Raw genomic sequence first — 15,806 nt, 5'->3', positions numbered from 1 at the left:
GTGCGCGGGATACTGCAAAGGCTGTGCCAGCTCAAGAGTTAGTCATTGCGGTGGGCGCGGGTAGTAATCTACCCATTCGCAACTATTCGTGCGTCAGTTTCGACCCATCAATGCCGTGTCGCTGCAGCTTGTCGTAAAGCCCCTTGCGCGACAGGCCCAGGGCTTCGTAGGTCGCCTTCATTTGGCCCGCGTTACCGATTAACGCCGCCCGAATCACGCTGGCCTCGAACGCTGCCACCTGATCCGCCAAGGGTTGCTGGCCGTCCGCCGTCGGGGTCGCAAAGCCATGCCACAGCCCCAGCACAAAGCGCTCGGCCAGGTTACGAAGCTCACGCACATTGCCCGGCCAGCCGTAGGCCATCAGCTGTTGCTCCAGCGCCGGGCTCAACTCGGGGATCTCGCGTCGGTACTTGCCCCGAGCTTCGCGCGCCAAATGATAAAACAACGCCGGCACATCGCTGATGCGCTCGCGCAGCGGCAACAGCGGCAACTGGACCACATTCAGCCGGTAATACAGGTCACTGCGCAAATTCAAACCGGGATCGGCCTCCGGCGTCGACTTGATCGCGGCGACGAAACACACGTCCAGCTGAATGCTTTGGTTGCTGCCCAGCGGCTCAATCGTGCGGTTTTCAATGGCCCGCAGCAGCTTGGACTGGACGTCCAGATTCATACTTTCAAGCTCGTCCAAGAACACGGTGCCGCCGGCGGCGTGCGCCAGCCGGCCTTCGCGCGCGCCTTGGGCGCCGGTGAAGGCCCCAGCGACATGGCCAAACAGCTCGGATTCGATCATGTCGGTGGGAATCGCCGAGCAATTGATGGCGATAAAGGGCCCGCTCGCGCGCGGGCCTTCGTCGTGCAGGGCGCGTGCCACCACTTCCTTGCCGGTGCCAGTTTCACCGACAATCAGACAGTCGATCTGGGCCTCGGCGGCAACCTGAATACGGTGGCGCAATTCGTCCATCGACGGGTGCTGGCCGACCAACCGGCTTTGCAACCCACGGTTATCGGTCAATTCAGATCGCAGTACGCGGTTTTCAAGCACCAGCCGGCGCCGTTCCACCGCATTGTTTAGGGTCCGCACCAGTTGTTCGACCGCGCACGGTTTTTCAATAAAGTCATGGGCACCCAGGCGCATGCACTTGACCGCCATCGGTACGTCGCCATGACCGGTCATGACCACCACCGGCAACACCGAATCAATCGCCTGAACCCGCTCCAGCACATCGAGCCCGTCCAACCCCGGCATCAAATAATCCGTCAGCACCACCGCATAGTCATCGCGCGACAAGCGCTCCAACGCCTGCGCGCCACGGCTGAACGTGCGCACCTCAAAGCCTTCAAGCTCCAAGGATTGGGCCAACGCCCGCGACAAATCCAAATCGTCATCGATCAATACAATGTGCGGTGATTTCACGGTTCGCTCGCTGGTTGTGCGTGATTAAAGGTCAGTATAAAGATCGCGCCCGAGCCGTTTGGGCCGCCAATCGCCTGGACCTGACCGTCGAAGCGTTGCATCAAATCATGCACCAACGACAGCCCAAGCCCAAGCCCGGATCCTTGCGGTTTGGTGGTCGCAAACGGCTCGAACAGCTGGTCTTTGACCGCGTCGGCCACACCCGGCCCGTTGTCCGAACAGCGCAGCTGAAACCCACCCTCAGTCCACTGCCCAGTCAAGGCGATCTGGGGGGCGTCGGTGTCGCGGACCGCATCCAAGGCATTGCTTAACAGGTTTAACAGGACCTGAGTCAGGGCAATTGAATCCGCTTTCAACCGCGCCGGCGGCCCCAAAATTTGCAACTCGACCTGTTGGATTCGACAGCGCGGCAACAGCAAGATCGAGGCCTCACGCGCACTGACCTGCCAATCGACCCAGCTCAGTTGGCTGTCCGAGCGACGCGCAAAACCGAGCAGAGTCTTCGACAGCATCGACATGCGCTCAGTTTGTTCAACAATAAACCCAAGGTTGTCCGCGACCGTGTCGTGCTTGCCCATCGCCAGTAGCTTTTGGGCGTTTTGGGCGTAGGTGCGAACCGTCGCAATGGGTTGGTTATATTCGTGACTCAGAGTCGTCGACAGCTGACCAATGGCGGCCAGTTTTGCGGTTTGCTCGCGCTCGGCCTGGGCCGCTTCGAGTTTACGCTGGGCCTGCTGGCGCTCCTCAATTTCGAGACGCAAATCACGCGTGCGCAGGCTGACCTGGCGTTCTAAACGCAGCGAGACGGATTTTTGCAGGCGCTCTTGCTGAACCGATTGAATCTGGCGGCGAAACACACGAGCCAGCGTCAACCACAGCACCAACCCAACCAGCGCCCCCATGGCCGGCACCACCCAACCACGCCCCATGTCGATACGCTCGATCGACCACAACGTCCAGCCCATAACTGGCAGTCGAACCTGGTGGGTCACCCAACCGCGATCGTAGCGGCTGGCGGCGGCAAAGGGTTGGCCTTTGATCGCCTCGACGTTGGTCACGATAACGTCACCCAGTTGATCGACCAACACCAGCGGATGGTTGGCAATGACCCACTGCTGTTCTAACTGGGACAGGTCAACGACGACCAAAATGGCACCCAGATAAGCCGCGCCGCGAACCGGCGCTGCAAACAGATACAATGGCCGCCCGGCCGCGTCGATTAGCGAGCCGCGACCAAGGCTACCCTGGCGCACCGCACGGCTGATTTGATCGGGCAACAACTGAATACGACCGCGCCCGGATTCGCGGTCGACCCACACCAATGACTCGCCGTCCGCGTTGTACACGCCGGTCGCATAAGCCCCAGACAGGTAGGTCCAGTCGGTGGCCTTTTGTTTTAACGCATACAGATTACCGCGGCGCACCCAGTTAGTGGTCTGGGTATCCTCGGCCCATAGCCGCGGCAATGAGCGATAACGGTCCAACAACGCATTCAGAGCCAGCACCTGGACCTCGGCATCGGTGGCGGCGGACGCCCGTGCCCGATCCGAGGCTCGCTCCCAGTCGTACAACCAAGCCGCCGCCGACAACACCAAGGTCAGGATAAATAGCATCTCAAACGCGAGGCGACGCCGGAATGTCAGGGCTTGCAGGGATTTGGCCATGCCACAGTTTAGCCTGATGCGAGGGTTGGATCGACGCCAGCGACAGGTTATCGTCCGCGCGCGTCCAGTTTGGCGCGCCCACCACCCAGGATTGCTCCTTTGATTAACGCCACCGCCTCGGCCCGCTCCGAAAACAGCCTGTGTATTCTTTACATGGTCATCGCCATGGCCGGCTTCGCAATTGAAGACGCGGTTATTAAGCAGTTGTCCTATGACATGCCGATCTCGCAGATTTTGGTATTGGTCGGACTCTGCGGCAGCCTCGCCTTTGCGGTCATCGCGGCGCTTAAGTCAATCGCACTGTTCGGGCCCAACCTGGCCAACTGGCGCTTTGTCGGGCGCACCTTTTGCGAGCTGTCATCGGCAATATTTTTCGTCTCGGCGATTGTCTACGCCTCGTTGTCAGCGTCCTCGGCGATCTTGCAGGCGGCACCGCTGGTAGTGGCCATGGGCGGCGCGTTGTTTTTGGGCCAAGCGGTCAGCACCCGCCAGTGGGTGCTCATTGGCGCCGGCTTCGCGGGCGTGTTGCTGATTATCCAACCCGGCATGCAGGGCTTTCAGCCAGCGGCGTTACTGGCGGTGGTTGCGGTCATATTACTAGCAATTCGCGACTTACTAACCCGGTCAATCGCGGGCTCAATTGCGCCCATCACGATTTCATTTTGGGCCTTCTTTGCGCTGTTTCTGGCCGGCGTCGTGACCATCCCGGTATTTGGTGAATTCAGCCCCATCCGCCCGGCACACCTGGGCTTGCTCTGTCTATCAACGATCGCCGGCGCCGGCGCCTACTTTGCGGTGGTATTGGCGACCCGCGGCGGTGATGTCGCCGTCGTTGCGCCCTTTCGCTACAGTCGCTTGGTGTTTGCGCTGATGTTGTCGGTGGTGTTCTTTGACGAAACGGTCAACGCTGCGATGCTGGCCGGCAGTGCGCTGGTGATCGTGTCGGGTTTGGCGACTTTGCGCCGATCACGCTAGCCCGCTTAGCGGACCAAAATCGCCCGGAAATCGTTGACGTTAGTCAGTGTCGGCCCGGTCACGATCTGCTCACCCGTGGCGGCAAAAAAACGGTGGCCATCGTTGCGCGCTTGGTATTCAGCCAGGGCATGGCCTTGGGCATTGGCCGCATCCATGCTGCCCGAGTCAAACCAGGCTCCGGCCACCTCAGCGGCGCCATCGACCCCATCGGTATCAATCGCCAAGCCGACAATGTCGCGGCTGCCATGCAGTGCCTGAACCATGCCCATGGCGAATTCGACGTTGCGACCGCCGATACCCTCACCGCGCACTGTCACGGTGGATTCGCCGCCGCTCAAAATGACCGCGGGGGTCCGAATCGGCTGTTGGTATTGCTGGACTTGTAACGCGATCGCGGCCATAACCTTTGCGGTTTCCAGCGCATCCGCTTCGATAAATGCCCCCAGATTGAGCACATTAATACCCGCCGCTTCGGCCACATCGGCCGCCGCCACCAGGGCCTGCTGCGGGGTCGCGACTAACTCAACATGGCCTGGGACCGCGTTGGGTGTTTCGCCATTGGGACCGCGTAAATGGGCCAAAACGGCATCACTGGGCGTCACTTCAAATTGTTTAAACAGCGCCAGCACGTCACCGACCGAGGTCGGGTCGGCACTGGTCGGGCCGGACCCAATGTCGTGCAACACATCGCCGGTAACGTCCGAAATCACCAGCGTGGTCAGCCCGGCACCGGCACAGGCCGCGGCCAAGCGGCCACCGCCAATTTGCGAGAGGTGTCGACGCACGGTATTAAGCTGACCGATGGTTGACCCGCCGTTGAGTAGCTGTTTGGTGATCGCCTGAATCTCAGCCAACTCAACCCCCGCCGGTGGGTAGGCAATCAGCGACGACGCACCGCCGGACAGCAGCATCAGTACCTGTTCGTCATCCGCCGCACCGCCCGCCAATTGCAACAAGCGCTGGGCGCCGCGAACACTGTTGGCATCCGGTGTCGGGTGAGCCGCTTCGATGACTTCAACATGCTGGCAATCGACCGCATGGCCGTAGCGTGTGACCACGGCGCCGCGAATGGATCCGGAAAATTGTTGCTCGACCGCGCGTGCCATCGCCGCCGCGGCCTTGCCCGCGCCCAGCACCACTAGTTTTTTACAGTCCGGCAGTCTGCCGTGGATGGCCTGGGCCGGGTCCGCGGCGGCTAATGCCGCCTGCATCATCGCCGTCAAGGAGTCGCGGGGCTGTGTCATTCATGCTCGCCAATAGTGTGGCCGGCCATATTTTCGATGGCCCGCACCAACGCGGAGTGATCCTGACTGGCACCGCCCATGGCCACACACTGATTCATCAGCTGCATAGCGCCGGCGGTATGTGGCAGCGCAAGCCCAAGGGACTTGGCGCTGTCCAAGGCCAAGCCGAGGTCTTTTTGGTGCAGCTCGATTGTAAAGCCCGGATCGAACGACCGTGTGGTCATCCGTTCGCCATGCACCTCCAGTATTTTGGAGGATGCGAAGCCACCCATCAAGGCCTGGCGCACCCGTTGCGGATCGGCACCGGCTTTGGACGCAAATACCAAGGCCTCGGCGACGGCTTCGATGTTAAGCGCCACAATCATTTGGTTGGCGACCTTGGCAATTTGACCGGCCCCGGACGGGCCGACATGGGTGATGTTTTTTCCCATCAACGCCAACAGCGGCTGTGCGCGCTCAAATGCACTCGCGCTGCCGCCACACATAATCGACAGCGACGCCGCCTTGGCGCCAACCTGACCGCCGGATACCGGCGCGTCCAGCCAAACACCGCCTGCGGCCTCGACCTGTGCGGCAAAATCCCGGGTCTGAATCGGATCGATAGAGCTCATATCGATCACCAAGGTGCCCGGGCGCAGTGACGCCGCCAGGCCGCCGTCGCCAAACAGCACCGCGTCGACCTGCGGGGTATTCGGCAGCATTAAAATCAGTACGTCCGCGGCCGCCGCGACCGCGGCATAGCTGTCCAGATCCTGCAGGCCTTGGCGCGCCAACTCATCCGGCAAGGCCGCGCTGTGCGTCTTAGTGCTGACGCTATGACCGGCGCTTAATAAATGACCCACCATCGGCGCACCCATAATGCCCAACCCAATAAATCCAATCGTGCTCATGCGGTTTCCTCCGTTTTCAGTGTTGATCGCAACCAGTCCAGACCCGCCTGGGTTGTCCGTGCCGGCTTGTATTCGCAGCCGATGTCACCGCGGTAGCCGGCCGCATCGATGGCTGCAAATACCTGGTCGAAATTAATTTCACCCGTGCCGGGTTCGTGACGCCCTGGGTTGTCGGCAATTTGGATATGCCCAATCTGGGCCATGTGAGCGTGCATCGTCCGGATCAGATCGCCCTCCATAACCTGCGCGTGATAAACGTCATATTGCAGCCAAATATTGCCGCAGTCGGCTTGCTCGATCGCCGCCAAACCCTTGGCCGTGGTGTCGATTAAGAACCCGGGGATATCGACTTTGGAGTTGATCGGTTCCAACAACAAGCGCAGTCCCTCCCCCTCCAGTTTCAGTGCCGCGTAGCGCAGATTGTCGACCAGCACGGCCTGGGCCTGCTCCAGGCTGATGCCAGCCGGCACAATGCCCGCCAGGCAATTCAATTGCGGGCACTCCAACTCCTTGGCATAGGCGATGGCCTTGTCGACGCCGGCTCGAAATTCGGCGATCCGGTCAGGATGGCAGGCAATCCCGCGTTCGCCCTGGTCCCAGTCACCCGCCGGCAAATTAAACAGGCCCTGGCGCAACCCATGGGTCGCGAGCAGCTCAGCTATTTCATGGCGCGGATGGGCATAGGGAAACAAGTATTCGACCGTATCAAATCCGGCCGCAGCCGCGGCTTGAAAGCGATCAATAAAGGCCACTTCGGTAAACAACATGGATAGGTTTGCGCTGAACTTAGGCATCGATTTTCTCCATTTTCGGCACCCAAAAGGTCTCGGCTGTTAGGTCTCCATCGCGGCAATCAATGGGCTCAAATTCATTGATCGCTGCGATCGACTGGCCCATGGCGATATTGGTCACTCGCTCGCAAATGCACTCCACCACAACCGGCACGCGTTGCGCCTTGGCCCTGGCCTGGGCGTCGATCAAGCCTTGGTTGAGGTGTTGTGGCTCGAGCACACGGATGACTTCGCAGCCCATGCCTTCGATCACTTTGGCATGGTCGACACCATAGGCCTGCGGCACACCGTCACCGCCGGCGGGGGTGTTTTGGTTGTCGAACGCGAGGCTGACTTGGAAGTCCATGTCGAAGCCTTTTTGGGCCTGACGAATTAACCCCAGATACGCGTTATTCAACAGTATGATGACCACGCCCAGACCGTGCTGGGCGCCGACCGCCAATTCTTCGATCAAAAACTGAAAATCGTAGTCGCCACAAACCCCAACCACGACCTCATCTGGGCACGCGGCACTGACACCCAGTGCCGCCGGCAGTGTCCAGCCCAGGGGACCGGCTTGGCCGCAGTTGATCCAATGACGCGGTTTAAACACCTTTAAGAACTGGCCACCAGCGATTTGCGAAAGCCCGATGGTCGAGACGTAGCGCGTGTCCGGGCCAAAGGCCTCGTTCATGGCTTGGTAGATGCGTTGTGGTTTCATCGGGACCTGCTCGAAATCGGTCTTGCGCAGCATGTGATGTTTGCGGTGTAAGCATTCTGCGGACCAGCGATCGAAGCGCTGGGTAATCCGCGGTAACGCGGCGACAAACTGGACCAAAGCCTGCTTGGCGTCCGACACAATACCCAGCGTCGGCTCGAATATGCGCCCGATTTGGGTGGCCTCAACGTCGACATGGACAAACTTTCGCCCCCGGGTATAGGTTTCCAGGTCACCGGTGTGCCGGTTAGCCCAGCGGTTGCCGATTCCGATCACCAAATCGGCGCGCAGCAGCGTCGCGTTGCCGCAGCGGTGGCTGGTTTGCAGCCCCACCATACCGGCCATGAGGTCGTGATCGTCCGGAATGCAACCCCACCCCATCAAGGTCGGAATCACCGGAATGCGACGGGCGTCGGCAAAGGCCAACAGCTCGGCTTCGGCAGTGGCATTGATGATTCCACCACCGGCCACGATCACCGGCCGCTCAGATTGGTTAATGAGGTCGACCAAGCGGTCTATTTGAGCCGCACTTGGCGCCGGCTTTGCGATTTCAGCCGGTTCATACAGGTCAATATCAAAATCGATTTCCGTCATCTGAACATCGATCGGCAAATCAATTAAAACCGGCCCCTTGCGCCCTTCGCGCATCAGCTGACAGGCTTTGCGCAGTGTGCCCGGCAATTGCGCCGCGGCTCCCAACATGACCGCCCACTTCGTCACGGGCGCTGCAATGGATACAATATCGACGGCTTGAAAGTCTTCTTTGTCTAGTTTGGCGATCGGCGCTTGACCGGTCACGCACAAGATCGGGATAGAGTCCGCCCATGCCGAGTACAGGCCGGTGACCATGTCCGTACCACCCGGGCCGCTGGTGCCGATACACAGACCGATATTGCCAGGCGCCGCACGCGTGAAGCCCTCGGCCATGTGCGAGGCAGCCTCGACGTGGCGTGCCAGCACGTGGTTAAAACCACCGTGACCTTTTAGCGCAGAGTAAAAAGGGTTAATCGCAGCACCTGGCACGCCAAAGGCCTGGGTAATGCCCTCTTTTTCCAATATTAATGCCATCGCATCCACTGCACGCATCTGGGTCATAGTTCGTCCTCGTTATTGTTTAGACGCACTACTTTGTTCTTTTAGCCGGATGCAGTATATTTTTTCAAAATTGCTTTTTATAAAATTGGTAAATTATTTATCTAGTTGTATTTAAATGATTTTTGTTTTTTCAAATGGTAGGCAAAAACAATAATGAAAAATTCCCTTGGAACCGAACCCAGCAAACGCGGGCGCGGACGGCCAAAACTGGAAGGCGAGCCGAGTGGCGTTAAAACCCTGGACCGGGCCCTGTCAATTTTGCAAACCGTCGGTCAATACGACGGCATCAGCCTTAGCGATATCGCCGTCACCATGGACACCAGCCCAGCCTCGATTTACCGATTCCTCAACACCTTCGAGCGCCGTGGATTTGTGACCCAAAGCGCTGAAACTGGCGAGTGGCGGATTGGCATCGAGGCCTTTCGATTAGGCAGCGTATTCGCCCGCTCGGCAAAAGTGGTCGAACATGCACGACTGCCGATGAAGCAGTTAAGTGAGCTAACCCACGAGACCGCCAACCTCGGAATTTTAGATAAAGGCGAAGTGGTGTTTGTGGCCCAGCATGAAACCCACCAACCCATCCGGGCGTTTTTTCGCCCTGGCAGTCGCAGCGCCGCACACAGCAGTGCCATCGGCAAGGCTATTTTGGGTGCCTCCGGTGAGGTTGAACAATTCCACTGGCTAAATAGCTACCCGCTTGAACGCTTCACCGACGCAACACTGACCGATAAGGACGGCTTCAAAAGCGCACTGCGTGACGCCCGACGCAACGGATTTTCGATTGACGATGAAGAACGGCACACGGGCATGCGCTGTGTCGCGGCACCCATCTTTAATGTTCACAATGAAGTCATTGCTGGGCTGTCCGTGTCCGGCCCAAGCTTTCGAGTCAACGACGACACGATGCCCGATCTGGCCCGCCAGGTGCGGCAAACTGCCAGCCGTATTAGCGCCCTAATGGGCGCATCCCACGCCGGCTAAAGCGGATAAAAAAAGGCCAGCCTTTAGGCTGGCCTTTCAATCAACACGGCACGCCGTCGACGGCTACCACTTGCCGTCGCGTGTCTCCAATCGGTCAAACGATTCACCGATCAAAACACCCAGCTCGCGCTGTTCACCGGGTTTCAGGTGCACCGCCGGGCGACCGTGGGCAAAACGGTAGTTACAGATCACGGCAACGTCACCGACCTTCCACGGAATCGGAATGCCATAGTCATCGTAGACCTTGAGGAACAGCTGCTTTTCGTCGTCGCTCATTTCCGAGCCGTCACCAAAGGTGAGCTGTAACGGGCGCTCGTGGGCGGGCAGGTGCTGGACCAGCGGCCAGGTGTCAAACCACGCGGCATCGTCAGCCAGGCTGGCGTACAGCAAGTTACGATCCATCTGCGGAAAAAACTCGAAGGCCGAAATGTAGAAACGCGTTTTCAGTAAACGATTCGGCCCCCACTCGACTTCCAAACCGCGGCTTTGGGCTTCGGCCGCCGCCACGTCCGGGTCATCAGTCAACATCGACTGCTGCCAGTGGTTGTAAACGCCAATGTTCAAACGGTCTGTAAAGGAGTCGCGATCCGTCAGGCTACGGTGATAGCACAGACCCAGCTCCTTCAGCTTTTGGCCAAAAGGCGTCGCTAAGATTGCATCCGTCGCCCGGCAGTTGTCCGACACAAAGGTATAGCCACCTTCGCTCGGCATTTTGCTCGCCATGAAACTGACCATCTTGGTGCTTGAACCGATGTAAGCCATCTCGTGGTGATAATGCAGACGCGCTTCCAGCGGCGCGCCGACTTCGTAGACGTTCTTTTGGATCATTTTCCGAGGATTCGCACCGCCCTCGTAGTTGCGCTGTACTTTCAGCACTTGAGTCGCAATCAAACGCATCGATTGCAGATCATCAAGGCCGGTATTGACGACATGAACCAAACCCACTTCGTCAAAGGTCCGCTGCATGTGGGCTTCAAGTTCAGCGCTCGGTGCTAACGGCGTGCCGTCGACGCGATACTGGTTGCCGTCGATGACAAACAGATCCGGAGAAATGGACGGGGTGCCTGTCCACCATTTGGGTTCGATGATGTTGGGCAATGGTGCAAATACTGCTTCAGCGGTCGCGGACATCGATTTCTCTCAAGGGTAAATTAAAACGCGACGAGCATCATAAACTTGGTACGAAGGCTGGACAATCGAAAAAAACAGCCGCTTAGACTTTTTCGGATGGTGCATATGACGCACCGTATCAAGCAACGCTTCGAGCCTGCGAACGCCCAAAGCGCCAGCGACGGGCCGGCAGTCCGACCACAGGCACCCTAAGCAGGCACTTTAAACAGAAAAAGGCCAGCATCTCTGCTGGCCTTTAACCTTTGGAATTTGGTGCCCAGGAGAGGGTGAGCAGGGATTTCGAGAAGCAACGCTTCGAGCCTGCGAACGCCCAAAGCGCCAGCGACGGGCCGGCAGTCCGACCGCAGGCACCCTAAGCAGGCACTTTAAATAGGCACTTTAAACAGAAAAAGGCCAGCATCTCTGCTGGCCTTTAACCTTTGGAATTTGGTGCCCAGGAGAGGACTTGAACCTCCACGTCTATACAGACACTAGCACCTGAAGCTAGCGCGTCTACCAATTCCGCCACCTGGGCTTTGTGGGGGCGGATAATAGTGACGTTAGCGCATCAGCGCAAGCGAATTTTACCAAGGCCGCCCCCTCGACTAAAGCATCGATGTCAAAAGTGGACTCAACTCCAATTTTGCGTGTAGGTTCTTAACAATAAGAGTCAGTTTGGGGCCGACATTATTAACCGATCAACACTCACCATCAACATCGCCACCATGGCCATCTACGTTTTTCTATTTGCCGTTCAAGACTGGGGCTTTCGCCAAAACTCAGCCGCAGCGTCATTGATTTTTTTACCGCACGGCTGGCGTGTAGTGAGTTTTTTCCTGTTCCGCTTCCGGGCGCTACCGGGGCTCCTGGTAGGACACATCGCCACCTGCGTACTTTTCTTTCCCAACTTCACCGAAATGCCATGGACATACGTTGCCACCTGCATAGCCAGCGTAACCCCGCTACCGCTGGTTTACCTGGCACTTTATGCGCTGGGCTGGGACTTGCTGGCGCCGCGAAACGCCTACCCCGTGGTGCCCTGGACCTCATTTGCACTCTTAGGTGTCATCGCAACGGCCTTAAATGGTGTAGCGGTATCCAGCGTTTACCTAGTAACGGCCAGTCGAGATATCGACGTTAACCAACTCGTCCAATATGCGGTCGGCGATCTGATTGGCATGATCGTTTTTGTTGGGGCATTGCTTTTCTACTTCCGCTGGGATCGCCGGCGGCGCCTGGCCGCTTCAACACAATCAGGCTAAATGGCATGGCGCGGACAAGCGCCTTGCTGGCCACCAACACCGCCATCACACGAATCACTCCGCCGCTCTCGGGCATCCATGCCCTGCGCGGCGCTTGGCCATCCTGGCCGGCGGAACCCGCACGTGCGGGTGCAAGTCCCCAAATACCAAACATAAAAAAAGGCCCGCTATTGCGGGCTGTTGGTGCCACGACCACCGCCATCACACGAATGACTCCGCCGCTCTCGGGCATCCATGCCCTGCGCGGCGCTTGGCCATCCTGGCCGGCGGAACCCGCACGTGCGGGTGCAAGTCCCCAAATACCAAACATAAAAAAGGCCCGCTATTGCGGGCTGTTGGTGCCACGACCACCGCCATCACACGAATGACTCCGCCGCTCGCGGGCATCCATGCCCTGCGCGGCGCTTGGCCATCCTGGCCGGCGGAACCCGCACGTGCGGGTGCAAGTCCCCAAATACCAAACATAAAAAAAGGCCCGCTATTGCGGGCTGTTGGTGCCACAACCACCGCCATCACATGAATCACTCCGCCGCTCGCGGGCATCCATGCCCTGCGCGGCGCTTGGCCATCCTGGCCGACGGAACCCGCACGTGCGGGTGCAAGTCCACAAATACCAAACATAAAAAAAGGCCCGCTATTGCGGGCTGTTCTTACCGCGAACACCGCTATCACAGGTATCACTCCGCCGCTCTCGGGCATCCATGCCCTGCGCGGCGCTTGGCCATCCTGGCCGGCGGAACCCGCACGTGCGGGTACAAGTCCCCAAATACCAAACATAAAAAAGGCCCGCTATTGCGGGCTGCTCTTACCGCGAACACCGCTATCACAGGTATCACTCCGCCGCTCTCGGGCATCCATGCCCTGCGCGGCGCTTGGCCATCCTGGCCGGCGGAACCCGCACGTGCGGGTGCAAGTCCCCAAATACCAAACATAAAAAAAGGCCCGCTATTGCGGGCTGTTGGTGCCACGACCACCGCCATCACACGAATCACTCCGCCGCTCTCGGGCATCCATGCCCTGCGCGGCGCTTGGCCATCCTGGCCGGCGGAACCCGCACGTGCGGGTACAAGTCCCCAAATACCAAACATAAAAAAGGCCCGCTATTGCGGGCCCTTTTTTATGTTTGGTGCCGAAGGCGGGACTTGAACCCGCACGAGATAAATCTCACCACCCCCTCAAGATGGCGTGTCTACCAATTCCACCACTTCGGCGATAACGCTTTAATTACCGGTCGGAAGATCACTCGATTCCGCCGGGGCGGGAGTATCGACTGTTTCCATCGGCGTAACAAGTGTCGGCAAGCCAACACCTGAAATAGAGTCCGCTTGATTCTTGGCGATCACCGCCAAGGTAAACGAAGACACAAAAAACAGACCGGCCAAAATACCCGTCATCTTAGTCAAAAAGTTACCCGATCCGGACGCACCGAAAACGGTCTGTGACGCGCCACCACCAAACGAAGCACCGGCGTCCGCGCCTTTGCCCTGCTGGATCATAACCAAACCGATGATGGCCACAGCCAACACCACGTGCACGATGATAATTCCACTTTCCACTAATTCTGCTCCGTAAAGGCCTTCACGATCACCGCAAAGGATTCAATAGTTAATGCCGCCCCACCGACCAACGCCCCGTTAACATCCGGGCACGCAGCCAATTCCGCGGCGTTAGCGGCATTCACACTGCCGCCGTATAAAATTTTTGTCTGGCCCTTACCGGCGTCGACCAGCATCCGGCGAATCACCGCATGCATGGCCTGCGCTTGTTCGGCACTGGCTGTCTTTCCAGTACCGATCGCCCAGACCGGCTCATAGGCCACGACGCAGTCCATCACCGTGCCCAAGGCCTGAATCACCGGCGCCAACTGCTCACCGACCACCTGCTCGTGACGGCCGGCTTCACGATCATCCAGCGACTCACCGACACAAACAATCGGCACCAAACCAGCGCTAGCCGCTGCCAATGCCTTGCGGGCAACCAGATCTGAGGTTTCAAACTGGCGAACACGACGCTCCGAATGCCCGACCAGCACGTACTTAGCGCCGACGTCCACCGCCTGTTGCGCGCAAATATCACCGGTCGTGGCGCCCATGCCCTGGTCGCTAATGTCTTGCAATCCCAGCGCGACATCGCTGGTGGCCAATAGCTCAGCGACTTTGCCAGCGTACAGCGCCGGCGGGATCACGCACACATTGGTCTGATTGCAATGGTCCCGCACTGCCTGCGCCAACGCCTGAGCGCTATCAGCCAGTAAATTGGTCTTCCAGTTGCCTGCAATCAGTGTGTTCATACGGACCCTTATAATCGGGCGCAGAGACTATCACTGCGCCTCACTGCATTCAATCTGACAAGGATGCACGAACAACGTCAGCAATCGTATGCGCATGCGTGTCGGCCACGGTCTGAGATTGAGCTTCGACCATCACCCGAATCAAAGGCTCGGTGCCGGATGCACGCAACAGCACACGCCCATCCCCGCCCATGGCGCTTTCGGCGCTGACCACGGCTGCCTGAATACTGGCCTGTTCGGCCAAATTAACTTTCTCGGCGATGCGCACGTTAACCAGCACTTGCGGGCAACTCTCGTAACCGCGACTGAGCGCCGCCAATGTTTTGCCTGAGCCGCGGACCGCGGCGACCACTTGCAAGGCCGTGACCAAACCGTCTCCGGTGCCCGTGGCATGACCACACACTACGTGGCCACTGGTCTCGCCGCCCAACATCCAGCCGCGCTTGACCATTTCTGCGACGACATAGCGATCGCCCACATTAGCCCGGGCAAACGGAATGCCGCGGGCGGCAAAGGCCTGTTCTAGTCCCAAATTGGTCATCAGGGTCCCGACCACACCACCCTCAAACCGGCCTTGCGCCGTCAGGTGATCGGCGATAACGAACAGCAGTTGATCGCCATCAACCAAGCGCCCCTCGTGATCGACCATCACTACGCGGTCGGCGTCGCCGTCCAAGGCCACACCCAAATCGGCCCCGCGTGCTTTAACCGCCGCCTGTAACGCCGCAGGGTAGGTCGAACCGACATCCTTATTAATGTTTAGCCCGTCCGGTTCGTTGCCGATGGTAATCACCTCCGCGCCCAACTCGCGAAACACAGCCGGTCCAACCTGGTAAGCCGCACCGTGCGCACAGTCCACCACGATTCGCAGCCCTTTCAGGCTGGTGTCGCCGCCAAATGTGCTTTTACAAAACTCAACGTAACGCCCGGCTGCGTCATTGATCCGTTTCGCACGCCCCAGCCCTGCCGGATGCACACACACCAAAGGTTGATCAATTAAACGCTCAATCTCGGATTCGAGATGATCGCTAAGTTTGCGCCCATCGGGGCCAAAAAACTTAATGCCGTTGTCGGCAAACGGATTGTGCGACGCACTGATCACGATACCCGCCTGGGCCGAAAACGTACGCGTCAAATACGACACCGCCGGCGTCGGCAGGGGACCCAGCAACAGCGTGTCGACTCCTGCCGCACTCAGGCCTGCTTCCAGCGCCGACTCAAACATGTAGCCGCTAATACGAGTGTCCTTGCCGATCAGCACTTTGCCACCAGCATCACCGCCCAGCACCTTGCCAGCCGCCCAGCCCAGTTTAAGCATGAAGTCGGGTGTGATCGGGGCTGTGCCCACAGTGCCTCGAATGCCGTCCGTGCCAAAGTATTTACGTGTCAT

13 protein-coding genes and 2 tRNA genes are annotated in these 15,806 nt (G+C 58.7%); 3 read left to right on the top strand and 12 right to left on the bottom strand.

Annotated elements, in window-relative coordinates:
* Positions 1–82: 82 nt before the first annotated feature.
* Together GH975_RS02390 and GH975_RS02385 are read right to left on the bottom strand one after the other, a co-directional pair.
* Positions 83–1,417, bottom strand: a complete 1,335-nt coding sequence (locus GH975_RS02390; RefSeq protein ID WP_153712979.1) for a sigma-54-dependent transcriptional regulator — start codon at positions 1,415–1,417, stop codon at positions 83–85.
* The gene (locus GH975_RS02385) at positions 1,414–3,081 is read right to left on the bottom strand and encodes a sensor histidine kinase (protein WP_153712978.1); all 1,668 of its coding nucleotides are present in this window, start codon (positions 3,079–3,081) and stop codon (positions 1,414–1,416) included. Before GH975_RS02385 ends, GH975_RS02390 begins: the two co-directional genes overlap by 4 nt.
* A 99-nt stretch (positions 3,082–3,180) precedes the next feature.
* Between GH975_RS02385 and GH975_RS02380 the strand changes: the two genes are divergently transcribed.
* Entirely contained in the window at positions 3,181–4,056 is an 876-nt protein-coding gene (locus tag GH975_RS02380) for a DMT family transporter (protein ID WP_153712977.1), read from the top strand.
* Positions 4,057–4,061: 5 nt separating this feature from the next.
* On the opposite strand, the gene GH975_RS02375 is transcribed toward GH975_RS02380, so the two are convergent.
* From GH975_RS02375 to gcl, 4 genes are read right to left on the bottom strand one after another with little or no spacing between them, the layout of a single operon-like run.
* Complete coding sequence (locus tag GH975_RS02375; RefSeq protein ID WP_153712976.1) at positions 4,062–5,300, bottom strand: glycerate kinase type-2 family protein; 1,239 nt, start codon at positions 5,298–5,300, stop codon at positions 4,062–4,064.
* The gene (locus tag GH975_RS02370; protein WP_153712975.1) at positions 5,297–6,190 is read right to left on the bottom strand and encodes a 2-hydroxy-3-oxopropionate reductase; all 894 of its coding nucleotides are present in this window, start codon (positions 6,188–6,190) and stop codon (positions 5,297–5,299) included. Before GH975_RS02370 ends, GH975_RS02375 begins: the two co-directional genes overlap by 4 nt.
* Positions 6,187–6,984, bottom strand: a complete 798-nt coding sequence (gene hyi, locus GH975_RS02365) for a hydroxypyruvate isomerase (RefSeq protein WP_153712974.1) — start codon at positions 6,982–6,984, stop codon at positions 6,187–6,189. The genes GH975_RS02370 and hyi overlap by 4 nt, the downstream gene beginning before the upstream one ends.
* Entirely contained in the window at positions 6,977–8,773 is a 1,797-nt protein-coding gene (gcl, locus tag GH975_RS02360; RefSeq protein ID WP_153712973.1) for a glyoxylate carboligase, read from the bottom strand. The genes hyi and gcl overlap by 8 nt, the downstream gene beginning before the upstream one ends.
* Positions 8,774–8,926: 153 nt before the next feature.
* On the opposite strand from gcl, the gene GH975_RS02355 reads away from it, so the two are divergent.
* Positions 8,927–9,754: an IclR family transcriptional regulator gene (locus GH975_RS02355; RefSeq protein WP_153712972.1), complete on the top strand. Its 828-nt coding sequence runs from the start codon at positions 8,927–8,929 to the stop codon at positions 9,752–9,754.
* Between the two features lie 63 nt (positions 9,755–9,817).
* Here the strand turns inward: GH975_RS02355 and GH975_RS02350 are convergent, their stop codons facing one another.
* Entirely contained in the window at positions 9,818–10,885 is a 1,068-nt protein-coding gene (locus GH975_RS02350; RefSeq protein ID WP_153712971.1) for a TauD/TfdA family dioxygenase, read from the bottom strand.
* Positions 10,886–11,312: 427 nt separating this feature from the next.
* A tRNA-Leu gene (locus tag GH975_RS02345) sits at positions 11,313–11,399 on the bottom strand.
* A 190-nt stretch (positions 11,400–11,589) separates the two neighbouring features.
* Here GH975_RS02345 and GH975_RS02340 point away from each other — a divergent pair.
* A complete protein-coding gene (locus tag GH975_RS02340) occupies positions 11,590–12,126 on the top strand; it encodes an MASE1 domain-containing protein (RefSeq protein ID WP_153712970.1) in 537 nt (178 codons plus the stop codon).
* A gap of 1,124 nt (positions 12,127–13,250) precedes the next feature.
* Here GH975_RS02340 and GH975_RS02335 read toward each other — a convergent pair.
* From GH975_RS02335 to glmM, 4 genes are all read right to left on the bottom strand, one after another.
* Positions 13,251–13,337, bottom strand: a tRNA-Leu gene (locus GH975_RS02335).
* A 9-nt stretch (positions 13,338–13,346) separates the two neighbouring features.
* Complete coding sequence (gene secG, locus GH975_RS02330) at positions 13,347–13,682, bottom strand: preprotein translocase subunit SecG (protein ID WP_153712969.1); 336 nt, start codon at positions 13,680–13,682, stop codon at positions 13,347–13,349.
* Positions 13,682–14,416: a triose-phosphate isomerase gene (gene tpiA, locus GH975_RS02325; RefSeq protein WP_153712968.1), complete on the bottom strand. Its 735-nt coding sequence runs from the start codon at positions 14,414–14,416 to the stop codon at positions 13,682–13,684. The genes secG and tpiA overlap by 1 nt, the downstream gene beginning before the upstream one ends.
* Before the next feature lie 49 nt (positions 14,417–14,465).
* The gene (gene glmM, locus GH975_RS02320; protein ID WP_153712967.1) at positions 14,466–15,806 is read right to left on the bottom strand and encodes a phosphoglucosamine mutase; all 1,341 of its coding nucleotides are present in this window, start codon (positions 15,804–15,806) and stop codon (positions 14,466–14,468) included.

The organism is Litorivicinus lipolyticus, from assembly GCF_009650135.1.
Lineage (GTDB): Bacteria > Pseudomonadota > Gammaproteobacteria > Pseudomonadales > Litorivicinaceae > Litorivicinus > Litorivicinus lipolyticus.
This window is presented reverse-complemented; position numbering and strand designations above follow the sequence as displayed.